Origin of the sequence: Xanthomonas sp. D-99 (assembly GCF_017746145.1) — a bacterium.
Taxonomy (GTDB): Bacteria; Pseudomonadota; Gammaproteobacteria; order Xanthomonadales; family Xanthomonadaceae; genus Xanthomonas; species Xanthomonas cissicola.
The window spans coordinates 19171-40967 of the sequence record NZ_JAGHWU010000009.1 but is presented as its reverse complement, the minus strand read 5'-3'; the positions used below and the strand labels follow the sequence as shown (position 1 = coordinate 40967).

The 21797-nt window shown below is 63.6% G+C and carries 19 protein-coding genes and 3 pseudogenes; 13 read left to right on the top strand and 9 right to left on the bottom strand.

Annotated features, from left to right (window positions below; genetic code table 11):
- Positions 1-40: 40 nt before the first annotated feature.
- The 7 genes and pseudogenes from mazG to gcvH all read left to right on the top strand — a co-directional run bounded on the left by mazG (position 41) and on the right by gcvH (position 4230).
- Positions 41-1060, top strand: a complete 1020-nt coding sequence (gene mazG / locus J7360_RS04565; RefSeq protein WP_057660171.1) for a nucleoside triphosphate pyrophosphohydrolase — start codon at positions 41-43, stop codon at positions 1058-1060.
- On the top strand, positions 1057-1392 hold the full coding sequence (locus J7360_RS04560; RefSeq protein ID WP_007967986.1) for a YnfA family protein: 336 nt from the start codon (positions 1057-1059) through the stop codon (positions 1390-1392). The genes mazG and J7360_RS04560 overlap by 4 nt, the downstream gene beginning before the upstream one ends.
- Positions 1393-1533: 141 nt before the next feature.
- Positions 1534-1676 (top strand): annotated as a pseudogene (locus tag J7360_RS04555) (SPFH/Band 7/PHB domain protein); the annotation flags it as partial.
- Positions 1677-1836: 160 nt separating this feature from the next.
- A pseudogene (locus tag J7360_RS04550) lies at positions 1837-1952 on the top strand (SPFH/Band 7/PHB domain protein); the annotation flags it as partial.
- Positions 1953-1979: 27 nt separating this feature from the next.
- A pseudogene (locus tag J7360_RS04545) lies at positions 1980-2412 on the top strand (NfeD family protein).
- A 169-nt stretch (positions 2413-2581) separates the two neighbouring features.
- Positions 2582-3691, top strand: coding sequence for a glycine cleavage system aminomethyltransferase GcvT (gene gcvT, locus J7360_RS04540; protein WP_022558774.1), 1110 nt, complete (start codon positions 2582-2584; stop codon positions 3689-3691).
- Between the two features lie 143 nt (positions 3692-3834).
- Positions 3835-4230 (top strand): glycine cleavage system protein GcvH, encoded by a 396-nt coding sequence (gene gcvH, locus J7360_RS04535; protein WP_003482419.1) that lies wholly within the window; start codon positions 3835-3837, stop codon positions 4228-4230.
- Between the two features lie 34 nt (positions 4231-4264).
- Here gcvH and J7360_RS04530 read toward each other — a convergent pair whose 3' ends face one another.
- From J7360_RS04530 to J7360_RS04515, 4 genes are all read right to left on the bottom strand, one after another.
- Positions 4265-4528 (bottom strand): hypothetical protein, encoded by a 264-nt coding sequence (locus J7360_RS04530; protein WP_209033339.1) that lies wholly within the window; start codon positions 4526-4528, stop codon positions 4265-4267.
- Positions 4529-4549: 21 nt separating this feature from the next.
- Positions 4550-4909: a hypothetical protein gene (locus J7360_RS04525; RefSeq protein ID WP_209033382.1), complete on the bottom strand. Its 360-nt coding sequence runs from the start codon at positions 4907-4909 to the stop codon at positions 4550-4552.
- Positions 4910-5231: 322 nt separating this feature from the next.
- Positions 5232-5651 (bottom strand): hypothetical protein, encoded by a 420-nt coding sequence (locus J7360_RS21300; RefSeq protein ID WP_033481673.1) that lies wholly within the window; start codon positions 5649-5651, stop codon positions 5232-5234.
- Between the two features lie 680 nt (positions 5652-6331).
- Positions 6332-7675, bottom strand: coding sequence for a serine hydrolase domain-containing protein (locus tag J7360_RS04515; RefSeq protein WP_172955852.1), 1344 nt, complete (start codon positions 7673-7675; stop codon positions 6332-6334).
- A gap of 369 nt (positions 7676-8044) precedes the next feature.
- Between J7360_RS04515 and J7360_RS04510 the strand changes: the two genes are divergently transcribed.
- Positions 8045-9406, top strand: coding sequence for an MFS transporter (locus J7360_RS04510; protein WP_022558779.1), 1362 nt, complete (start codon positions 8045-8047; stop codon positions 9404-9406).
- Positions 9407-9588: 182 nt separating this feature from the next.
- The gene (locus J7360_RS04505; RefSeq protein ID WP_007967975.1) at positions 9589-9942 is read left to right on the top strand and encodes a DUF1304 domain-containing protein; all 354 of its coding nucleotides are present in this window, start codon (positions 9589-9591) and stop codon (positions 9940-9942) included.
- Between the two features lie 313 nt (positions 9943-10255).
- Here the strand turns inward: J7360_RS04505 and J7360_RS04500 are convergent, their stop codons facing one another.
- Entirely contained in the window at positions 10256-12730 is a 2475-nt protein-coding gene (locus tag J7360_RS04500; protein ID WP_022558781.1) for an acyl-CoA dehydrogenase, read from the bottom strand.
- On the bottom strand, positions 12727-13650 hold the full coding sequence (locus J7360_RS04495) for an alpha/beta hydrolase (RefSeq protein WP_007967971.1): 924 nt from the start codon (positions 13648-13650) through the stop codon (positions 12727-12729). The genes J7360_RS04500 and J7360_RS04495 overlap by 4 nt, the downstream gene beginning before the upstream one ends.
- 136 nt (positions 13651-13786) lie before the next feature.
- On the opposite strand from J7360_RS04495, the gene J7360_RS04490 reads away from it, so the two are divergent.
- Positions 13787-14395, top strand: a complete 609-nt coding sequence (locus J7360_RS04490; RefSeq protein WP_022558782.1) for a TetR/AcrR family transcriptional regulator — start codon at positions 13787-13789, stop codon at positions 14393-14395.
- Positions 14396-14511: 116 nt separating this feature from the next.
- Here J7360_RS04490 and J7360_RS04485 read toward each other — a convergent pair whose 3' ends face one another.
- The 3 genes from J7360_RS04485 to J7360_RS04475 all read right to left on the bottom strand — a co-directional run bounded on the left by J7360_RS04485 (position 14512) and on the right by J7360_RS04475 (position 19533).
- Positions 14512-17412, bottom strand: a complete 2901-nt coding sequence (locus tag J7360_RS04485; RefSeq protein WP_209033378.1) for a TonB-dependent receptor — start codon at positions 17410-17412, stop codon at positions 14512-14514.
- Positions 17413-17655: 243 nt separating this feature from the next.
- Positions 17656-18489 (bottom strand): hypothetical protein, encoded by an 834-nt coding sequence (locus tag J7360_RS04480; protein WP_033481266.1) that lies wholly within the window; start codon positions 18487-18489, stop codon positions 17656-17658.
- A gap of 153 nt (positions 18490-18642) precedes the next feature.
- A complete protein-coding gene (locus tag J7360_RS04475) occupies positions 18643-19533 on the bottom strand; it encodes an Hsp33 family molecular chaperone HslO (RefSeq protein WP_007967963.1) in 891 nt (296 codons plus the stop codon).
- A 74-nt stretch (positions 19534-19607) separates the two neighbouring features.
- On the opposite strand from J7360_RS04475, the gene mtgA reads away from it, so the two are divergent.
- The 3 genes from mtgA to J7360_RS04460 are packed head-to-tail and all read left to right on the top strand — an operon-like array spanning position 19608 to position 21785.
- Positions 19608-20348, top strand: a complete 741-nt coding sequence (gene mtgA, locus J7360_RS04470) for a monofunctional biosynthetic peptidoglycan transglycosylase (protein ID WP_007967961.1) — start codon at positions 19608-19610, stop codon at positions 20346-20348.
- A 2-nt stretch (positions 20349-20350) separates the two neighbouring features.
- Positions 20351-21397 (top strand): glycosyltransferase family 2 protein, encoded by a 1047-nt coding sequence (locus J7360_RS04465; RefSeq protein ID WP_057660179.1) that lies wholly within the window; start codon positions 20351-20353, stop codon positions 21395-21397.
- Positions 21357-21785 (top strand): CBS domain-containing protein, encoded by a 429-nt coding sequence (locus J7360_RS04460; RefSeq protein ID WP_057660180.1) that lies wholly within the window; start codon positions 21357-21359, stop codon positions 21783-21785. Before J7360_RS04465 ends, J7360_RS04460 begins: the two co-directional genes overlap by 41 nt.
- The last annotated feature ends 12 nt before the right edge of the window (positions 21786-21797 follow it).

Sequence of the window (21797 nt, the reverse complement as noted above, 5' to 3'; positions counted from 1 at the left end):
CGCCGGTGGCGCACCCACTCACAGGTTCCAGGAATACACGATGTCTCAGACCCCATCCACCGGCGATGTCCAGCAGCTGTTGCACGTGATGGCGCGCCTGCGCGATCGCGAACACGGCTGTCCCTGGGATGTGCAGCAGACCTTCGCCAGCATCGCGCCGTACACCATCGAAGAAGCCTACGGGGTGGCCGATGCGATCGATCGCAACGACCTGGCTGGCCTGCGCGAGGAGTTGGGCGACCTGTTGCTGCAGGTGGTCTTCCATTCGCAGATGGCGGCCGAGCAGGGGGCGTTTACATTCGCCGACGTGGTCGCCACGCTCAGCGACAAGCTCGTAAGGCGCCACCCGCATGTGTTCGCTGCGCAATCGGCGCCCGATGCGCAGGCGGTGAGCGCCAACTGGGAGCAGATCAAGCGCGAAGAACGCCGTGCTGCCGGCAACCAAGACGACTCCGCACTTGCCGGCATCGCGCGCGGGCTGCCCGAATGGCAGCGATCCACCAAACTGCAGTCGCGTGCGGCGCGAGTGGGTTTCGATTGGCCCGGCCCGGTGCCGGTGCTGGAAAAACTGCAGGAAGAAGTCGAAGAGTTGCGCGTGGAATTCGCACGCGGCCCGGTCGCCGACAATCAGGCCCGGCTGGAAGACGAACTGGGCGATGTGTTGTTCGTCTGCGCCAACCTGGCGCGCCATGCCAAGGTGGATGTCGGCGCCGCGTTGCGGCACGCCAACCTGAAATTCGAACGTCGCTTTCGTGCGATGGAAGCGCAGGCGCGTACTGCCGGCACCTCGTTGAACGCGTTGTCGCTGGGCGAGCAGGAAGCGTTGTGGCAACAGGCCAAGCGTGAGGAGCGCAGCGGCGATGTGCCGGCAGTCGACAGTCCGGCCGTCGACGCTTCCGCGGGCGACGCATCGGCCTTGCACGCCCCGGTGTCCCACGCGCCGCCGGTGCACGGCCCTGTCAGCAGTCACCCGTCCGTTGGCGGTGAGGTTTCCCGCGGCGCAATGGGCGATCAAACCGACGTCAATGGCACCGACTTCGAAACGCCGCGCCCCGCATGACGATCGCGCCGACCACGCTGCTGCTGTTTGCCGCGACGGCGCTCGCCGAGTTGGTGGGTTGCTACCTTCCTTATTTCTGGCTGCGCAAGGGTGGCAGCGTGTGGTTGCTGCTGCCCACTACGCTGAGTCTTGCCGTCTTCGTCTGGCTGTTGAGCTTGCATCCGGAAGCGAGCGGTCGCGTGTACGCGGCCTATGGCGGCGTCTACATCGCCAGCGCGCTGTTGTGGCTGTGGTGGGTGGACGGCGTGACGCCAACGCGCTGGGATCTGCTAGGCGCTGCCTGTTGCCTGTTTGGCATGGCGGTCATCATGTTCTCGCCACGTAGCGCCTGACCGCGCTCGTTGGCTGTCTTACCACGGCCGCAGGGTGCAGCGGCTGCGCCCGGGCCCGCTCCGCACGTGCCGGCGTAAGCCGCCGGGAGCGCCGAAGCATACTCACGCACGGATAGATCCACGACCTGCAAGGGGCTGCACCTGTTTCCGACTTCATTTCTCGCCACCGTCGTTCTGGTTGCCGGTGTCGTTGTCCTGTTCAAAACCCGTGCGCATGGTGCCGCCACACCATGAGCCCGGGGCTGCGTTTCCTGATGCCGGTGGTCTACGGCGGGGGCGCGCAACGGAGTATCGGCGCGCCACTGGACACTTCCCGGATGGGGGCGTCGGCGCCACGCAGCGTGCGCCGCGCGGCTTGCCTGGGCGCCAGCCGAGCCGGCGCCACGCAGCACCCGCTCCGCACCGCTGACGGCCGACGCATCTCATCTCAACGCCCGCAACACGCTCTATATCCGCGACATCCAGCCGCCGCGCGACCTGATCGATTCGATGGCGCGGCAGATGAAGGCCGAGCGCGAAAGCGTGCGCAGATCCTCGAAGCCGAAGGCTCGCGTCAATCGATGCCGCCGCGCGCGGCAGGCTGAGCCATGCGCTGGGACATGGCGGTCTGGGCAGTGCTGGCGCTGCTGCTGATTGCGGCCGAGACCCTGGTGCCGGGTGCCTTCCTGCTGTGGATGGGGATCGCTGCCGCAGCGATGTGCTTATTGGTGCTGGTGTTGCCGGACATCGCATTGCTGTGGCAAATCGTGGCATCCGTGCTGCTCAGCTTCCTCTCGGTGCAGGTCTATCGCACCTGGTTCGCGGCAAGGGCCCCAGAGCGATCGCCCGCTGCTCAATCGGCGTGCCGAGCAGTTGATCGGCCGTTGCGTGCCGCCCGATCAGGCCATCCACGATGGTTGCGGCCGCGCCAAGGTCGATGATGCGTTCTGGGTGGTGGCCCGCCCGGACCTGCCGGCCGGCACGCCGCTGCGCATCGTCGGCGTCGATGGCATGACCTCGCTGGTGCAGCTGGCCGGTTGATGTACGCCGGCAGGGCATGCACTGCGGTGCCTACCTCGGCACTGTTGCAGCGCGGCGTAGCGTCGCGCTGCGTTCGCGCCCCGCAGGCAGCGCAACCACACAGCGGTATGTCGTTCCCCCAAGCGTGAAAGGATGGCGATAATGGCCGTCTTTCCTTGGAACGGCGCACATGACCCAGAAGACCATCCTCAACGACACCCATCGTGCGCTTGGCGCCAAGATGGTCGACTTCGGCGGCTGGGACATGCCGATCCACTACGGCTCGCAACTGGACGAGCACCACCAGGTGCGTCGCGACGCCGGCATGTTCGACGTCAGCCACATGACGGTGGTCGACCTGCACGGCGCGCGCGTGCGCGAGTTCCTGCGCTACCTGCTCGCCAACTCGGTGGACAAGCTCAAGGTCGCCGGCAAGGCGCTGTACACCTGCATGCTCAATCCGCAGGGTGGGGTGATCGACGACCTCATCGTCTATTACATGGCAGAAGACTTCTTCCGTCTGGTGGTCAACGCCGCCACCCGCGAGAAGGACCTGCAGTGGATCGGCGAGCAGGCCGCGCGCTTCGACGTGCGCGTCGAAGAGCGCAGCGACTTCGCCATGATTGCCGTGCAAGGTCCCAGCGCGCGTACCAAGGTCATCGACCTGCTCGACCCTGCCGACACCGCAGCGGCGAGCAAGCTCGGCCGGTTCGCCGCGCTGCAGACGCGTTCGCGCGATGGCATCGAGTTGTTTCTTGCGCGCACCGGCTACACCGGCGAAGACGGTTTCGAAATCGTGTTGCCGCAGCAGGCCGCCGTCGCATTCTGGAATGCGTTGCTCGCGCAGGGCGTCAAGCCGGCCGGCCTGGGCGCACGCGACACCCTGCGACTGGAAGCGGGCATGAATCTTTACGGGCAGGACATGGACGATGGCGTCACCCCATACGAGGCAGGGCTGGCCTGGACGATCGCCCTGGACGAAGGACGCGACTTCATCGGTCGCAGCGTGCTCGAATATCAAAAGGCGCAGGGCGCACCGCGTCAGCTGATCGGTGTGGTGATGGACGAGAAGGGCGTGTTGCGGCATGGCCAGACCGTGCTCACCGCCAGCGGCGAAGGCGAGATCCTGTCCGGCACGTTCTCGCCGACGCTGGGCAAGGCGATCGCCTTCGCGCGCGTGCCGGCCGGCAGCATCGAGCCGCTGCGGGTGGACATCCGCGGCAAGCAGGTGCCGTTGAGAGCAGTGAAGTTTCCGTTCGTGCGCGATGGCCAGGCACAGCCCGGCGTGCTCGGCGACTGAATCGTGTAGCGCCATGTATGCCGTGCGCGGCGCTGCGCACGCGTCCGGATCGCCATCGCCACACCGCCGTGCGTGCACCTGTCTTGTCGCGCGGTCTAAACTAGCCACCTGTCCCCAACCATCATCTTTCCCGGAGCACACCCATGAGCGAGATCCCTGGCGACCTCAAGTTCCTCAAATCCCACGAGTGGGCCCGCGTCGAAAGCAACGGTCGCGTGACCGTCGGCATTTCCGACCACGCGCAGGGCTTGCTGGGTGACCTGGTTTACGTCGAACTGCCGGGCGTCGGCGACACCGTGCAGGTCGGCAACGGCGCTGCGGTAGTGGAATCGGTCAAGGCTGCCTCCGACGTCTACAGCCCGGTCAGCGGCACCGTCGTCGAGGTCAACAGCGCGTTGAGCGACAAGCCGGAAACCATCAACGAAGACGCCTACGGCGAAGGCTGGATCTTCGTCGTCGAGATCGACGACAAGGAACAGCTCAACGACCTGCTGGACCCGGACGATTATGCCGAGCTGCTCGAAGACGACGATCACTGATCAGGTGTCGTTGACGCCGGCATCCGATGGCCGCTCATAGAGCGGCCATTTTTTTTTGAGCACGCCTTCTGTCGGTGATGCGTATCTTGGTGCAGCGATGCCGCGCAAGCCGCCAGCGAAATCGGAGAAAGGGGAACGTCGGTCGGGGATCGCGATGGTGCTGGCGCATGTCGATGCGGTACGTCGACAGCAACGGTCCGACGCGCGTCCACTGCTCGCCCACCTGCACTGCGCCGGATTTCTGACGTGAGTCGTTCGTGAGGGTTTGGCGTGCGCCCGGTGAAAAAATTTTGTGCATGTCGCCTTGCCCGATCATCCGCTAGCGCACGCGATGGATGCCGCAGTCGGTGCGCGTGGCTGCATGCACGACGCTCCAGGCGCTCAATAAGTTTGCGCATTTCTGCTCATGCGACGTCGGAAGTGCAGCCGTTGGATAAAAAATTTTCAGCTGGCGGACAGGCGGCAAGCCATGCCGTCGCATCGGCTTCGCTGCCGTGCGGTCGAAGTGTTCGGGCAGGCGTGCAAGCGCACGAATTAAAAAAAACAGCGGAAAAGAAGTGCTTTTTTGAAAACGCTGTTGGGCGAGCGCGCTTCTCGGTTGGACCGGTACGCCCGCGCGCGGGGTGATTCGCTGGCGCGGACATGGCACGCAGCGACGGTGGGTAGAAAAAAATTGCAAAAGAGTGTTGACAGTAAAAAAAAGCGTGATTAGGTTTCGCCCAGCAGACATTGCTGCGGAAGAGAGTGAGCAGAATCGACATCACGCCGACAAGCTTGTTCCGGATGTCCACCGAAGCGCTAACCACGGTGGAGTCGGGTCCGCTTCTCTCCAAGAAAGCAGTTGTCGTTCCGACTACGCACCCGTGTCGCTGTTCGATGCGGGTGTTTCTGTATCCGTTCCGTCGCGCATCATCTGCGGACGGTTCCCGACGACGGCATGCCGTCGCGGGGTTTGGTTCAACTGGGCGTTTCACCTCCATAGTTCACTGACGAGGAGCCAATTACATGGCCACTGCAAAAGCTGCGAAAAAGAAACCCACTGCCAAAAAGGCAGTGAAGAAGACTGCCGCCAAGAAGGCAGTCAAGAAGGTCGCCAAAAAGGCAACCGCCAAGAAGGCAGTAAAGAAGACTGCTGCCAAGAAGGCCGTCAAGAAGACTGCAAAGAAGGCGACCGCCAAGAAGGCAGTAAAGAAGACTGCGAAGAAGGCAACCAAGAAGACGGCCGCCAAGAAGGCAGTGAAGAAGACTGCAAAGAAGGCGACCAAGAAGGCTGCCGCCAAGAAGACCGCCAAGAAAGCCGTCAAGAAGACCGCCAAAAAGGCAGTAGCGAAGAAGGCGACCAAGAAGTCCGCCACCAAGAAGACCGCTACCAAGAAGCCTGCCGTGAAGAAGGTCGCCAAGAAGAAGCCGGCCGTTCGCAAGAAGAAGGCCGCTCCGGTCGCGCTGCCCGCAACCCCGGCACCGCTGATCTGATCTTGTAATACCCGATCGCCGTAAACATCGAGCTCTCTCCCCGACGCCCAGCGGGGCGGGAGCTTTTTTATGTGCCTGGCGCTGGCGCGCTCGGTGCGAGGCTGCGCGTTGCCAGTCCGCAAACGGCGTAGGTGTTGCCGGCCGAACAACGTCGCTCATTCAAGTTTGCGGCATTGTGCCGCCAGGCGCGCGTACCGGTCGGCAGTGCAGATGCCGCCGCGGGATCATTCTGACTTTGCCGGCCAACTTGGACAGTTGTCGATGCCTTCGCACGATGGCTCGAGGACAGCACGCCACCGCTGCCTGACCTGATGGCGTGCCGGCAATGCAGCAGGTCGGAAGGCAGAGACCTTTGGGAGAACCAAGCCGCGAGACTCCAGAGCCGACTGCCGGTGCTTCCACTTCGGTACGCCGAACAGATCGGCTCAGCCGCAACGTTGGTGGCAAGGGGTGTTTACGGCAGCCAGACAATGCCGGCGTAGTGCGCATCCACGGCCTTGCTCTTTGCGCGCCAGGCAGGCATGCCTTCGCTAGCCGAGCAACGCGCGTCGGAGACACAGAAACAACGAAGGCGGCCGAAGCCGCCTTTGCCGACGTCACCGACACGAGGTCAGTGCACGAGGTCCACTCAGCGCGGCGAGGCCACCGACTTGCCGGAAGACGCACCCTTGCCAGCCGGGTCGGGTTTTTCTGCCAGCATGTTCTCGCTGCCGAAGTCGCCGTCCACGTCGATGTCCAGCCAGCGCTTGGCCGGCAGGCCGAGCGCGCGATCCAGGATGGTCGGCAGCATGCCCGAGGGCAGGCCGCTTTCGCCGTTCCACAGGATCGCAACACCCAGGTCGCGCTCCGGCAGCAGTGCGACCAAACCGCGATAACCTTGCACCGCGCCGGCATGGAACACCACTTGATGGCCGGCGTAATCGAACACGCGCCAGCCCAGCGCATAGCTGGCCGCGTCCACGCGCTCGTGGCGCCAGCCCGAACGCATTTCGCCCGGCGTGGAAATCAACGGCGCGTGCAGCGTCGCCAACAGCGGCGCAGGCAGCACATCGGTGCGATGGCCGGTGTGCGCGAGCAGCCACTGCGCCATGTCACTGGCGCTGGCGTTGACGCCCGCAGCGGGCGCCAGACGGTAGTAGGTGGGCTTGGGCGTCAGCGAGACCCAGCCATTGCGGCTGCGCACATGCGGACGTGCCCAGTGCGGGCTCGCCTGGATACCGGCCAGCCCCATGCTGGCGTCGTTCATGCCCAGCGGCTTGAAGATGCGACGCTCTACCGATTGCTCGTAGAAGCTGCCCGATGCGGCGAACACCACATCGCCAACCAGGCTGAAGGCGACGTTTTGATACGCGTAGCAATCGCCCGGTGCGCAACGCAGCGGCGCAGCAGCCAGCTTATGGCTGAGCGAGTAGTAATCGACGTTGGATTCGATATCGCGGTCGTAGGCGTTGCGGGTCAGGCCGACGCGATGGCTGAGCACTTCGGCCACGGTGAGTTGACGGGTGGCGGCGTTGTCGCTGAGCTGGAAGCCGGGCACATAGTCGACCACCTTGCTGTCCCAGCGCAGCACGCCATCGTTGACCAGCAGGCCGGCCATGGTGCCGGCGAAGGCTTTGGACAGCGAGGCCAGGCGAAACACCGTATGGCCATCGACCGCCTGCGGATGATTGACATCGGTGACGCCATAGCCGCGCGCGCTGAGCACCTTGCCGCCCTGCACGATGGCCATTGCCATCCCGGGCACCCGGTTGCCGTAGGTCAGCTGGTCGGCCATCGATTCGAATGCCGCCACATCGAAACCGGCAGCAGGTGCCAGCACCTGGTTGGCCGGCAGCGAAGTGCGATAGGGCAGCGGTGCGGTGGGCGACTGCGCCACAGTGGCCGCCTGCAACGCAGTGGCGGTGGGCGCGGGTGTCTGCGCGGTGGATGAGAGGGCCAGGGGCAATAACGCCCCGAACAGCCCGATAGCCAACGGTCGGAACCGTCGGCGCGTGCGCATTTCTGTCATGGTTGTCCCGCCTGTTCCGCTGCCTCCGGCGATTCTAGCGCCGCGCTTTGCAATAGCACAAACTGCCGGAAGATGAATGGGCATCGCATTGATCCTATTGATGATTTTAGATTCAGCATTCGAGGATTCCGGTGCCGCCGAAGCGGTGCCACGGCTTGGTGCAAGACGAGTTGCAAGCAGCGTGCCGGCGCGGAGGGCACCCGGGCCGCAGTGTCCAGCAACTGGTCGCTGGTGGCGCTGCCTCGCATCGGCTAACTTGCGCGCTTCCTTCACAAGTGCTGCCGTTGCCATGTTTTTTCTGTCGGGCCCGCTTGTGCGAGCGGCCGTTACCTCATGACCAGCCCCTCTGCGCCGCGATCTGCGGCTGGCCGTTTGCGCGCGGCACTGCGTAGCTCGCCACCACTGGCGTGGTCGTTTCTTTACTTCTTTTGTCTGCTCAGCGGTTACTACGTGTTGCGTCCGGTGCGCGAAGCGATGGGCGCCTCGGCCGATGTAGAGGCACTCTTTCCCGCTGGCATGATCGCGTTCTTCGCCGCGCACGGTGTGCCGCTGAAGGACTTCACGCTGCAGGTGCTGTTTACCTGCACCTTCCTGATCATGGTGTTGCTGCAACCGGTCTACGGCGCCCTGGTCAGCCGCTATCCGCGGCGGGTGTTCCTGCCGGGGGTGTACGGCTTCTTCATCGCGACCCTGCTGCTGTTCTACGTGCTGTTCGACAGCGGCGTGCCGGGCCGTGGCATGGCGTTCTTCTTGTGGGTGACCGTCTTCAACCTGTTTGCGGTGGCGGTGTTCTGGAGTTTCATGGCTGATGTCTTCAGCAATGCCCAGGCACGTAGCTACTACGGCTATATCGGCGCGGCAGGCACGCTGGGCGCGTTTCTGGGTCCGGTCCTGACGCGCGTACTGGTCGAACGTATTGGCATCGCGCATCTGATGTTGGTGTCGGCCGGGTTTCTGGCGGTATGCGTGGTCTGCGTGCTGCGCCTGCGGCTGTGGGCCGTTGCGCGCGAACAGGAGGGCCAGCTCAGTTCTGGCGAAGTGCCAATGGGCGGCGATGTACTCGGCGGCCTCAAGCTGATCGTGCGTGAACCGCTGTTGCGCTGGCTGGCCTTCATGGTGTTGTTCGGCGTGGGCGTGGGGACCTTGCTCTACAACGAGCAGGCGGCGCTGGTGCGGCGGCTTTACACCGATGCAGCGGCGGCCACCGCCTATTACTCCAGCATCGACCTGGCGATCAATGCGCTGGCGCTGGTGCTGCAACTGCTGGTGACGCGGGCGTTGCTGTCGCGCTTTGGCATCGCGCCGGCGTTGTTGATCCCGGGCGTGGCAATCATGCTGGGTTACGCGGCTTTGGCGGCGTCGCCGTTGCCGATGATGATTGCGATCGTGCAGGTGATTACCCGCTCCAGCGAATTCGCACTGGCCAAGCCTGCGCGCGAAACGCTGTACACGCGGGTAAATCGCGAGTGGCGCTACAAGGCTGGCGCCGCAATCGACACGGTGGTCTATCGCGGTGGCGATCTCACCTTCGTTTGGGTGCACAAGCTGGTCTCTGCGTTCGGCTCCAGCGCGGTGTTCGGCGTCGGCCTGGTCGTGGCGACCGGCATGACGGTCGGCGCGTTCGGCTTGTTGCGCCAAGCGCGCAAGCTGCCCGTCGAGCGCGACGTGGAGACGGACAAGCGCGTTTCCGAGTAAGCACCGCCACAGCACACGTGGCAGATGCAGCTTGGCGCTTGGCATCGACCACGCAGACGGACTGCTTCTCTCACTCTGGCAGCGCCAGAAGCGCACTCACCAGCTCGGTAGTGCAGGTGTGCCGAACAGAGCGACCGCAATCGCGGCTATGCTGGCGGCACCATTTGTCGAGGCGGTCTGCCATGTCCCTGCTTGCCATCATTGCCGGCCTGTGCATCGCACTGTTGCACGTCTACATCCTGGTATTGGAAATGGTGCTGTGGACGCATCCGCTGGGCTTGAAGACCTTCCGCAATAGCCTTGAGAAGGCGCAGGCCACCCGCGTGCTGGCGGCCAACCAGGGGCTCTACAACGGCTTCCTTGCCGCGGGCCTGCTCTGGGGCGCACTGGCCGCCCGCCCCGACGTGCTGAGCTTCTTCCTGGTCTGCGTGGTGGTGGCAGGTTGCTACGGCGCCTACAGCGTCAACCGCCGGATCTTCTTCGTGCAGGCGCTGCCGGCGTTGATCGCCTTGGCGCTGGTGTGGCTGCCGTTCTGATCCAGCTGCGGCAGTTGTTCGCTGCAGGTTCGCTACACGCAGGAGTGGGGCATGGCTGCGATGAGCTCTTGTTCTGTAGCCTCAGCGCCTGGCTGCTGCCGGCGTGTGACGTGCGCGACTCTCGCACGCGTTCGCCCCTAGCACGTGCTCATTCGATAGCCGGCCGACAGGTCGCGCCGCCGGTGCGCGCGTTCTGCCGCGAAGACCGCAGCCGATGAAGCTGCAGGCAGCATGCTGCTGACAAGACCCATCTCCACAAACAACAACGGCGGGCCGAAGCCCGCCGTGTCTATTCTCGCCCCAGCTTTATGCCTTACGCGGCTTCGCGTGGCTGTTGCATCTGCGGCTTGTCGTAGAAGCTGGCCGCACGCAATTCATGCGGATCGAAGTCGTCCACGGTGATGGTGTCCATCATGATCTCCCGCAGCTCCTCCAGCAGCTTGCGCTCTTCCATGCTGATCACGCCTTCGGCCACGGCTTCGTCCAGCTGCGCCGGGAAATCCAGCGCTTCGATGCCCTTGGTCTTGAGCGCCTTCAGGAACTTGCGCTCCACCGGTTCGGCCATCACCGCCTTGGTCAGGTAGCTGGCGATACGGCCGCCCGGATTGTTGGCGCACGGCGTCAGGAACACGCCCTTGGCCAGACGGTCGCGCGCCTCGTTGGGCGTCATCAACAGCGAAGCCACGCGATGGCCCAGGCGATCGCCAGGCGCTTCGGCGCGACGGCCCAACGGGAAGATCAGCACCCACATCAACCAGCCCACCGGGCGGATCGGGAAGTTGCGTAGCGCCGCCGACAGCGCGGTTTCGATCTTGTGCACGCTGTCGTGGAAGGCCCAGGCCAGCAGCGGCTGGTCGCTCGCCGGTGCGCCCTCGTCGTGATAGCGCTTGAGGATCGCGCTGGTCATGTAGATATGGCTCAGCACATCGCCCAAGCGACCGGACAGCGACTCCTTGAACTTCAACTTGCCGCCCAGCATCAGCATCGACACGTCGGCCATCAAGGCCAGGTTGGCCGAATAGCGATCCAGCTTGCGGAAGAAGCGACGGGTATACGCATCGCCCGGCGCCGCACCGAGACGCGCACCGGTCAGGCCGAACCAGAACGAGCGCACCGCGTTGGAAATGCCGAAGCGGATATGACCGAACAGGCTCTGGTCGAACTGCTCCAGACCACGACGGGTGTCGGGATCCTGCGCGGCCTGCATCTCCTTCAACACCCAGGGATGGCACAGGATGGCGCCCTGGCCGAAGATCAGCAGGCTGCGGGTCATGATGTTGGCGCCTTCCACGGTCACGCCGATCGGCGCGGCCTGCCAGGCGCGGCCGGCGAAGTTGCGGGGCCCCAGGATGATGCCCTTGCCGCCGATCACGTCCATCATGTCGCTGACCACTTCGCGGCCCATGGTGGTGCAGTGGTACTTGGCAATCGCCGACGGCACCGACGGCACATCGCCGCGATCCACCGCCGCGGCCGTGGCCTGCGACAGCGCACTGATCGCATAGGCCTTGCCGCCGATACGGGCCAGCGCTTCTTCCACGCCCTCGAAACGGCCCACCGACAGGCCGAATTGCTTGCGGATACGCGCATACGCACCGGTGACCACCGCTGCGGCCTTGCTGCCGCCGCTGGCGGTGGAGGGCAGGGTGATCGAACGGCCAACAGCCAGACACTCGTTGAGCATGTTCCAGCCCTTGCCGACCATCTCCACGCCACCGATCAGCTGGCTCAGCGGGATGAACACCTCTTCACCGTGGATCGGGCCATTCTGGAACGGCGAATTCAACGGGAAATGGCGGCGGCCGATTTCCACGCCCGGAGTTTCGCGCGGCAGCAGCGCCAGGGTGATGCCGATGTCCTTTTTGTCGCCAATCAGACCATCCGGATCGTAGGCGCGGAACGCCAGGCCGATCAGCGAGGCGACCGGTGCCAGGGTGATGTAGCGCTTGTCGAAGGTCAGCTTGACGCCCAGCACATTGGCGCCATTCCATTCGCCCTTGCAAACGATGCCGTAATCGGGAATCGAGGTGGCATCGGAGCCGGCGAACGGACCAGTCAGGCCGAAGCACGGCACTTCCGCACCGACCGCCAGCCGCGGCAGGTAGTAGTCCTTCTGTTCGGGGGTGCCGTAATGCAGCAACAGCTCACCGGGGCCGAGCGAGTTGGGCACGCCAACGGTGGAGCTGACCACGCTGGAGATCGAGGACAGCTTCTGGATCACCTTGTGGTGCGCCAGCGCGCTGAAACCCAGGCCGCCGTACTGCTTGGGAATGATCATGCCGAAGAACTTGTTCTTCTTGATGAAGTCCCACAGCTCTGGCGGCAGGTCGGCGTGGACGTGGGTGATTTCCCAGTCGTTGATCATCTTGCACAGCTCTTCCACCGGGCCATCCAGGAAGGCCTGCTCTTCGGCGGTGAGTTGCGGCTTGGGATAGTTCAGCAGCTTCTGCCAATCCGGATCGCCGGTGAACAGCTCGCCTTCGAAGCCGACCGAACCGGTTTCCAGTGCGATGCGCTCGGTCTGCGACAGCGGCGGCAGCACCTTGCGGAAGAAGCCCATCAGCGGCGTGGTCAGCAGCGGCTTGCGCAGGAACGGCAGCAACACTGGTGCGGAGATCAGTACCACCAGCGCGGCGGCCACGATGGTGGCGGTGAGATTGGCGCCCAGCAGCCAGCACGCCACCAGCACACAGGCGCTGATCGCAACCCACGTGGCAAGGCGCATCCGGTGGTAGGCAGCGATACCCGCCGCCAGGACGACGAGGAGGAACGGTGCAATGATGCTCATGGTCTTGCTCCAGTGACATGCTCGGTAGTGTTGGACGCTGCGATGGTGCAAGCCGCCGGCAGTGCGTCCAGATAATGCAACACGGTGGCGGTAAACGTGGTGTTGTCGTCGCCTGCCAGCATGTGCGTGGCATCGGGCAGATGCACATGCTGCGCATGCGGCGCGATGGAGAGGAATTCGGCGATGTTGGCTGGTGTCACTAGATCGCTGCGTCCGCCGCTGATGAGCAGCATCGGGCAACGCACCTGTGCTGCCGCTTCCAGCAATGCATGCTGCTGGAGCTGGGCATCCTGGCCGGCCAGTTCGTCGACCAGGCGTGGATCCCAATGCCAGCGCCAACGCCCATCGGTACGCTGCCGCAGCAATGCCTGCAGTTGGCCCGGCGTTTTGCGCGGCCGATGCGGCAGGTAGGCGGCAATCGCATCGGCGGCCGCATCCAGCGATGCAAAGCCGTCCGGATGCGCGGTCATGAAGCGCAGGATGCGCTCCACACCCGTGGTATCCCAGCGTGGTGTGATGTCGACCAGCACGATGGCACGAAACAGGCCCGGCCACCGCGCTTCGGCCAGTAGCCCGAACAAGCCCCCCATCGACGCAGCAACCAACACCGGTGGCTGGGGCTGCTCGCCGGCCAGCACGATCAGATCGTCGGTGAACTGCGTTGCCGAGTAGGGCTGGTCCGCCGCATTGGCGCTGGAATCGCCATGCCCGCGTGCGTCGTACGACAGGGTGCGGTAGCCCTTTTCAGCCAGCGTCGTGGCAGTGGCTTCCCAGGCATGTCGGGTCTGTCCAAACCCATGCGCGAACACTACCGACGGCGCATGTTCGCCCCCCCGCATCGACACCGCGAGCACTGCATCGCCAGCGTTGACGCTGGACAAGGACGCAGCTGAGGCGAGGCTAGAGGGTGAGATGACCATACTTAATGGTATGGATGCGCGATGGCGGCTGTCAATACTCAATCGTATGGACGGTTAGGCCACGGAATCATGGCGCTGATATGTCAATTTCGTGATGCATACTGCAACTGACACAAGCGTATGGTTAAATCGCGGTATGAACGACACCATCGACTCTAGCCCCACCACGCCCCGCGCCAGCTCCGGTCGCGGCAATCGCCTCAGCGCGGACGATTGGGCACAGGCCGCGCTCGACCTGATCGCCGAACAAGGGGTGGGCGCGGTTGCAGTCGAGCCCCTGGCGCGCCGGCTCGGCGTCACCAAAGGCAGCTTCTACTGGCACTTCCCCTCGCGCGACGCCCTGCTGCAGGCCGCCCTTGAGCGCTGGGAAATCTTCGAGCAAAAGGAAGTGTTCGGCAGCCTGGAAGACGTGCCCGACCCCAGCGCCCGCTTGCGCGCCTTGTTCCAGCTGGTTGCCCACGAAGTCAAACCGCACGTTATCTATAGCGAACTGCTCAAAGCACTCGATCACCCGGCCGTACGCCCGGTCATCGATCGCGTGTCCCAACGTCGCCTCGATTACCTCATCGCCTCGTTCCGCCAGGCCGGCCTTACCCGTACCGATGCCCAGCATCGTGCCCGCTTGGCCTACGCCGCCTACGTCGGCTTCCTGCAACTCTCACTGCAATTGCAGCAGCCCAAGCCAGCCCGGGAAGATTTCGAAGCCTACGTCGAGCATGTGATCCAGACGTTGATTCCGGGGTGAGCTGACTATGTTGGTGTAAGGCAAACGGATTTTTCTGTTCGAATCTTGGCGCTCGCCAACAAAAAAACGGCCCCTTGGGGCCGTTTTTTCATAACTTACTTTGTTCCAGTTTTAAATCAGAAACGCTGCTGATACTTCATGTACATGAAGCGACCAATGTCGTAGCCACCGTAATAGGAGTAGCCGGAGTTGGGCTGGCCATAAGCGGGTGCCGAATAGTGTTCGAAGATGTTGTTCGCACCGACGGCGACCGTTGCGTTCCACGGAAGGGCATAAGCCACTTGCAGATCGTGGAAAGTATTGGAGCCGAGCTCGTTCATGCCAACAGTTGCGCCCTGGAACTCGGGAGCAGTGAAGTCAGGCAGGCTGCAGCGATCGGCGGCGAAGCAACGCTCCTTGGTACGCGAGTAGTAACGCGCGCTCCAGGTCACAGACCAATCGTCCCACTGCCAGTTCACCGAAAGGTTGGAGCGGACGCGGAAGTTGCCGCCGAATCCGTTCTGCTGGCTTGGCGGATTGCTGGTGTTGTCGGCCTTCAGTTCGTTCTTGGACACGTAGGTGTTCAACAGCGATGTGGTGAAGTTGCCCCACTGCGTCTCGAAGCGATAATTCAGATCGAAGTCGAAGCCTTCGGTCTCAACATAGCCGGCATTGCGCAGGCCGAACGACAAGCTGGTGATGTTGCCCGCTGCGTTACGGGTAAAGCCCACGCAACGCGACTCGATACCGCGCAGGTAGCAATCGTCCAGCAGGTCGGTCGGCGTGTCGCCAACGATGGTGTTTTCGATGCGGATATTCCACCAATCCAGCGAGGCGTTGAGGCCGGTGATGAAACCGGGGCTCCACACCAGGCCAAGCGTCTTGGAGGTCGAGGTTTCCGGGGTCAGCGTGGGAGTCGAGCCGGACACGAACGGCACATTCGTCTGTTCGCCAGGGCCCGGTGCGGGAGCGACACCCGACGCATTGAGCTGACGGAAACCTGCCGGCACATCAGCCAGGCAGCGTGCATTGCCGGCAGCCGGGCCGAACGAGGTATCGCACGGATCGGTGTAGTTCTCGAAGCTCTGCGACAGGCCGCCGAACAAGTCTGCAACGGTCGGCGCGCGGAAACCTTCCGACCATGTACCACGCACCAGCACAGACTCGAACGGCTTCCACTTGAATCCGAACTTGCTGTTGGTCGTATTGCCGAAGGTGTCATAATCCGAATAACGCGTTGCCAGCGTGACGCTCAATTCCTTGGCGCCGGGAAGGTCCGCCAGCAACGGAACCTGCAACTCGGCATAGACTTCGTTGAGGTTGTAGCCACCGCGGGTCGGGCCGGCGGCCAGATCCGTCGAGATACCCGTCTGTGCGAGTGCATCTGGCGAGAACGAGCCGGTTTCTTCGCGACGTTCCACGCCAACCGCCACGCCCAGGTCGCCGGCCGGCAGCGAGGCCAGGATGCCGGAAACGCTTGCGAAGTAGTTCTTGGTGGTGGTTTCGGACAGCGCCTGGCCGGGCTGATACAGGTAAGCCTGGACGTTGGGGTCGTTCAAGCCGTTCGGCGCGTTGTAGCCGAACGGAACCAGCGGATTCCAGGGCGTGCATGCCCCGGGGCCGGAGCCGAGGGTAATCGGGTTCGCGGCGGTGCCGCACTGTGCCACACCCTCGGAATTGATGAAGGACGGACCGGTGGCCTGGCCGACGGCATAGGTATTGAGATTACCCGTGCTGATCTGCGTGCCTTTATTCTGGTTGTAAAGGAAGCCCGCTTCCCAATCCCAGTATTTCTCGCCGAAATTGAAATTGCCGCTAAACTTGCCCGTGAATCGCGAGGTGGTCAGATTGTTCTGAACTTCGCGCGGAACTTCCCAGCCACGCCGCACATATTGAACAGCCTGCGGGGCGACGCCTGCAGGCAGCGTGCCGGTCGCCTGATTGCCCAGCGGATTGAAGACGCTGTCGATGGACAGGCCGCCGTTGCTCAGGTTGAAATTGGCGCTCTGCATCGGATAGCCGGCATTCTGTGCGAACGACTCGCGGTCGGTGTACAGAACGCTGGTGTCGAACGCGACATTGTCGGTGAAATCGAAGTGCCCATTGAGGAACGCCGATTTGCGCTTGATGCCGCTGTAGACCGTGGATGCCAGCGAGGGATTGGAGGTGTCGGTGCCGTTTAGCGCGCGATAGCTGGAAAAGTCAGCCGGATCCAGCCCAGCAACGTCGCGGCGCAGCGTGCGCGTCGAGGTGCCGCCTGCAGCATTGGTATAAGCAAAACGACCAAATTCAGTGGTTCCCGAAAGACCGCCCGGACGCGGATCGGTCTTTTCCCCAGTCGGGAATCGGGCGCGGCTGAACCAGCGGTTACGTGCCCAGACCGGGTCTTCGTTGGTGTATTCGACGCCGGCGGTCAGCGAGCCGCGATCACCACGGAAGCCCATCGTGAAGTCGTACACGTCGCGCTGACCGTCGCCCTGGCCCCACTGGCCAATGTAGACGTTCGCTTCGGCGCCTTCGAAATCCTTGCGGGTGATGATGTTGATCACGCCTGCAATCGCGTCGGAACCGTAGATCGTGGATGCGCCGTCCTTCAGGACTTCGATGCGCTCAACCATGACGGCCGGGATCGAGGCAACGTCCTGCAGGCCGCCGTTGGTGATGCCGAGGCGGTGACCGTCAACCAGGACCAAGGTACGGTTGGCACCCAGGTTGCGCAGGTCGATGTAGTAACCACCGACGTTTTCGCCGGAGCTCAGCGGCGAGGTACGGCTGATGGCCGGCGAGCCCGCGGTCGGAATGTTCTGCAGGATGTCCGCAACCGACTTGAAGCCCTGCTTTTCGATCTGATCCCTGCTGATCAGCAGCACCGGCTGGGCTGTCTCGCTATCGACCTGGCGGATGCGCGAACCCGTCACCTCGATCTTGTCGAGATTGGTAGTGCCGGCTTCCTGGGCGATGGCGGTACCGGTACCGCCCACACCCACGACAAGCGCGAGGACAACTGCATCGCGCAGCTTGTTGGACTTGCAATTCATTAGCTCTCTCTCCAAGTGATCTTGGGTACTGCCAAGGGTTGTTTTGCCTGTCGGGGGTTCCGAAAAAAGCGGATCCAAAACGTCAGGGTGAACCGATGGTATATGCGTTGCGAGAGAAATTAAAGTCCCGTTAACGAAAAAGAAGAAGGTTGTGAAGGTGCCGGCTGGAGGGGTGATCCGTAACGGAAAACGCCACCGGCTGCAGGCCGATGGCGTCTTGTGAAACACTCTGAAATCAATAGGTTACAAGTCTTGCTCGTATCTGACGTACGGAACCGTACCGTCGCTGTTGCTCTCGTTGCTTGGTGCGAACGGGTTCTTGCCACGGGAAATGACGTTCTCCGCGCCAACGGTGAGCTGGCCGCTCCAGGGAGTGCGCCAGGTCAGGCCCAGGCCCAGGCCTTCCCATTTTTCGGGCTGGCCGGGGACGTCGACAACGCGGCCTATGACATTTGCGCTGAAAGCGCCATAGCCGCCGCCAACGCTCAAGGTCTTGCTGTCCCATTGATCGGCAATGGCCGGGGACACGTCGGCCAGCGGCACCAGGCGCGCGCGAGCATACGTGCCGCCGATCGAAACAAAGCCTTCGCGACCGATGTTCTTCTGCCCAAAGACGGTGAGGTCGTTTTGCTCGACACGCGTCAACGGGGCCTTGCCGGCACCGATCAGCCAGGCTGGCAGGGTGTCGCGGCCAGTGCCCGCGGTGACGCCAACCCGGCCACTGCCGCGATTGAAGCCCAGCGTGCCGGACACGCGACGCGAGGCAGCCGCGCTGTCTTCTTCGTCATCGCCGATGCCTGCAAGCAGGCAATGGCTGGCAAGACCGCTGATATTGGTGCCGCGGCTACTGTTGCAGAGCAGGCCAAGCGAGTCGCCGGAGCTCAGGCCGAACGCGGCATCGAGCGAGTTGCGACCGAAATGCCAGCGCGCACCGGCTTTCTGCTCGCCGGTCGGCTCCAGGTACAGAAAGGCTTCCACCTTGCCGCTGCCCTTGTTCCACACCGGCAGGATCGTACTTTCGCGCAACTGCTGCGCCGACTGCGCGTGCACGCCTGTGGCCGCCGCAAGGGCAACCATCAAAGCTAGCGGGAGGCGCAGTAGGTATCGCATACCAGAGGTCAGACCCAGGGGCAGTTGTTAAGTTCCCGAGAGCGGGCAAGTAGGATGCTAGGGTGTTTATGATTATTTAACAAGTGGTCGCGTCCCCCCAGAACACCACCGTCATCCTATCTATTGCAACCTTTCTGGCGCTTCCTGCGAGGGCTGCGCCGCGTTGAAAAGTACGTCCAGCGCGGTCAACGGAAAGTGATACTCACGGCCGCAGAATTCGCAACGCACCTCGACTTCGCCCGTTGCCTCGGCGGCCGCGCGCGCCTCCTCCTCGCCTAGCGATTGCAGCATCGAGGCGACCCGCTCGCGCGAACAGGAGCAGCCGAAGCTGAGCGGCTTGCTGCCGAGCAACTGCGGCTCTTCCTCGTGGAACAGACGGTGCAGCAGGTCCTGGCCGGCAACCGAGAGCAGCTCCGGTGCGCCCAGGGTGTCGAACAGGGCGCCAATCCGGGTCCAGCCATCGGTGTCGCCCTCGTCGCCGGGGAGCTTCTGCAACAGCAGGCCGGCGGCCTGATCCGGGCCAGCGGCCAGCAGCAAGCGCGTCGGCAACTGTTCGGACTGCTGAAAATAGGTTTCGAAGGCTTCGGCCAGGTCCGGTGCCTGCATGCCGACCAGACTCTGGTAGCGCTGCGGCTCGCGCGGGTCCAGGCCGGGGTTCTCGATGGTGATCGCCAGCAGCGCGGCCTCGCCCAGTTCGCGCAGGTCGGTCGGCGCATCCGCGCCCTCGGCCAACTGCACGATGCCGCGCAAGGTGCCGGCGGCGGTGCATTCGGCAAACAGGGTGCGCAAGATGTCGTTGCCGCGCAGTTGCACCGACAGGCGCCCGTCGACCTTGGTGTGGCCGGTGAACAGTGCAGCGGCCACCGCAGCTTCGCCGAGCAGTTGGCGCGCGGCGGGCGGATACTCGGCGGCCCCCTGGATGTCGTGCCAGGCCTTGGTCAGGCGCACATGGACGCCGCGCACGCCAGCGGCGGGCAGCAGGAAACGGGAAAGCTGATCGTGATCGGTCATGGAAACATCGGGCGTAAGGGACGCTGGTTGCCGGATAATGCGGCAGGCATCGGGATTGAAGGTCGTAGCGAACAATGGGGACGGATGCATGGGATGGCAAGCAGGCGGCGCCACCGCGGCGCGCGCGGCGGTGGTTGCGCTGGCTGATGGCAGCACCGCTACTGTTTGCAGCGGCGAGCGTGCTGCAGGTGCTGGTCTTGCGGGTGGTCGATCCGCCGATCAGCAGCATGATGGTGGGGCGTTACCTGGAAGCCTGGGGCGAGGGCGACTGGAGTTTTTCGCTGCATCAGCAGTGGCGTGATTACGACAAGATCGCCATAAGCCTGCCGATTTCGGTAGTGGCCGCGGAGGATCAGCAGTTCCCGATGCACCACGGTTTCGATCTGCAGGCGATCGAAAAGGCGCGCGATCACAATGCCCGCGGTGGACGCGTGCGCGGCGCCAGCACCATCAGCCAGCAGGTTGCCAAGAATGTGTTCCTTTGGCAGGGGCGCAGTTGGGTGCGCAAGGGCCTGGAAGCCTGGTACACGGTGTTGATCGAGCTGTTCTGGCCGAAGCAACGCATTCTGGAGATGTATCTCAACGTGGCCGAATTCGGCGACGGGGTGTATGGCGCGCAAGCGGCTGCGCAGCAGTTCTGGAGCAAGGATGCGGCAGGCCTGTCGCCAAGCGAATCGGCACGCCTGGCAGCGGTGTTGCCATCGCCACGGCGCTATGACGCGCGTCGTCCGGGCGCATTCGTGCAGCGACGTGCGGGGTGGATCCAGCGGCAGGCGCGCCAGCTGGGCGGCCCTGCCTATCTGCAGGCGCCCTGACGGTGAGCGCCATCGACGCTGCCCAGTCGCCGGTTGCGCCCGAACGCCTGACGGTGCTCATCGCGGCCTTCAATGAAGAAACCAGCATCCCCCTGCTGCATCCGCGCCTGTGCGCGGTGTTGGCGCAGCTGCCTGCACTGCAGACGCACGTGCTGTATGTCGACGACGGCAGCACCGATGGCACCTGGGAGGTGGTGCATGCGCTGACCGAGGCGGATGCGCAGGTGAGTGCGGTGCGGCTGTCGCGTAATTTCGGCAAGGAAGTGGCGATTTCTGCCGGACTGGACCACGTGCTGCCGGGGGCTGTGGTGTTGCTCGATGCCGATGGCCAGGATCCACCGGAACTGATCCCGGAATTCGTTGCGCTGTGGCGTGGCGGCTACGACAACATCTTCGGTACGCGGGTCATTCGCGAGGGCGAGAGTTGGCTCAAGCGTAGCGCTGCGCATGCGTTTTATCGTGTGATAAGGCGCTTGTCGCGCACCCCGATCCCTGCCGATACCGGTGATTTCCGCTTGCTGTCGCCACGTGTCGTGCAAGCCTTGCAGCAGCTGCGCGAACGCCACCGTTTCATGAAGGGGCTCTTCGGTTGGGTCGGGTTTCGCCAGGTGGCGCTGCCGTATCGGCGTGAGCCGCGTCTGTCCGGACACAGCAAGTTCACGGTCTGGCGGCTGTGGAATTTCGCACTCGATGGCATCACCAGCTTTTCCACGGTGCCGCTGCGGGCGGCCACGTATCTGGGCCTACTTACCGCGCTGCTGGCATTCCTGTTCGGTGCCTGGGTCGTCATCAAGGCTGCGCTGGTGGGCGACCCAGTGGCCGGTTGGCCAACGCTGATGTCGGTGATCCTGTTCCTGGGGGGCGTTCAGCTGATTGCTCTGGGCCTGATTGGCGAATACCTGGGCCGTTTGTACGACGAGGCCAAGCAGCGCCCGTTGTATCTGGTCGATACCCACCGCGGCGCGGTAGGAGTAGGCTGCGATCACCAGAGCAAGCGCGGAGCGGGCCATGCAGACCGTACGACAGCTGTTGGGGACCAAGCAGGTTGAGGTATTTGCCGTTGCCGCCGATGCCGCGGTGATCGAGGCGATTCGCCTGATGGCCGAGAAGGCCGTCGGCGCGGTCTTGGTGATGGACGGGCCGCGCTTGGTCGGCATCGTCTCCGAGCGCGATTACGCGCGCAAGATAGTGCTGCGCGATCGCTCGTCTTCCACGACCAGCGTCGCCGAGATCATGAGCGCCGAGGTGGTGACAGTATCGCCATCGGATACGGTGGAGCGCTGCATGCAACTGATGACCGACGGACGCTTTCGCCATTTGCCGGTGGTCGAAAACGGCCGCGTGCAAGGCGTGATTTCGATCGGCGACCTGGTCAAGGCGGTGATCGAAGCGCAGCGACAGGATATCGACCAGCTGCAGCGTTACATCGCCAGCTGACGCTGCGCTGCA

Coding starts and splice junctions, on each gene's coding strand:
- mazG (WP_057660171.1), top strand. CDS start 41: ATGTCTCAGACCCCATCCACCGGCGATGTCCAGCAGCTGTTGCACGTG.
- J7360_RS04560 (WP_007967986.1), top strand. CDS start 1,057: ATGACGATCGCGCCGACCACGCTGCTGCTGTTTGCCGCGACGGCGCTC.
- gcvT (WP_022558774.1), top strand. CDS start 2,582: ATGACCCAGAAGACCATCCTCAACGACACCCATCGTGCGCTTGGCGCC.
- gcvH (WP_003482419.1), top strand. CDS start 3,835: ATGAGCGAGATCCCTGGCGACCTCAAGTTCCTCAAATCCCACGAGTGG.
- J7360_RS04530 (WP_209033339.1), bottom strand. CDS start 4,528: ATGCACAAAATTTTTTCACCGGGCGCACGCCAAACCCTCACGAACGAC.
- J7360_RS04510 (WP_022558779.1), top strand. CDS start 8,045: ATGACCAGCCCCTCTGCGCCGCGATCTGCGGCTGGCCGTTTGCGCGCG.
- J7360_RS04505 (WP_007967975.1), top strand. CDS start 9,589: ATGTCCCTGCTTGCCATCATTGCCGGCCTGTGCATCGCACTGTTGCAC.
- J7360_RS04500 (WP_022558781.1), bottom strand. CDS start 12,730: ATGAGCATCATTGCACCGTTCCTCCTCGTCGTCCTGGCGGCGGGTATC.
- J7360_RS04495 (WP_007967971.1), bottom strand. CDS start 13,650: ATGGTCATCTCACCCTCTAGCCTCGCCTCAGCTGCGTCCTTGTCCAGC.
- J7360_RS04490 (WP_022558782.1), top strand. CDS start 13,787: ATGAACGACACCATCGACTCTAGCCCCACCACGCCCCGCGCCAGCTCC.
- J7360_RS04485 (WP_209033378.1), bottom strand. CDS start 17,412: ATGAATTGCAAGTCCAACAAGCTGCGCGATGCAGTTGTCCTCGCGCTT.
- J7360_RS04480 (WP_033481266.1), bottom strand. CDS start 18,489: ATGGTTGCCCTTGCGGCGGCCACAGGCGTGCACGCGCAGTCGGCGCAG.
- J7360_RS04475 (WP_007967963.1), bottom strand. CDS start 19,533: ATGACCGATCACGATCAGCTTTCCCGTTTCCTGCTGCCCGCCGCTGGC.
- mtgA (WP_007967961.1), top strand. CDS start 19,608: ATGGGGACGGATGCATGGGATGGCAAGCAGGCGGCGCCACCGCGGCGC.
- J7360_RS04460 (WP_057660180.1), top strand. CDS start 21,357: ATGCAGACCGTACGACAGCTGTTGGGGACCAAGCAGGTTGAGGTATTT.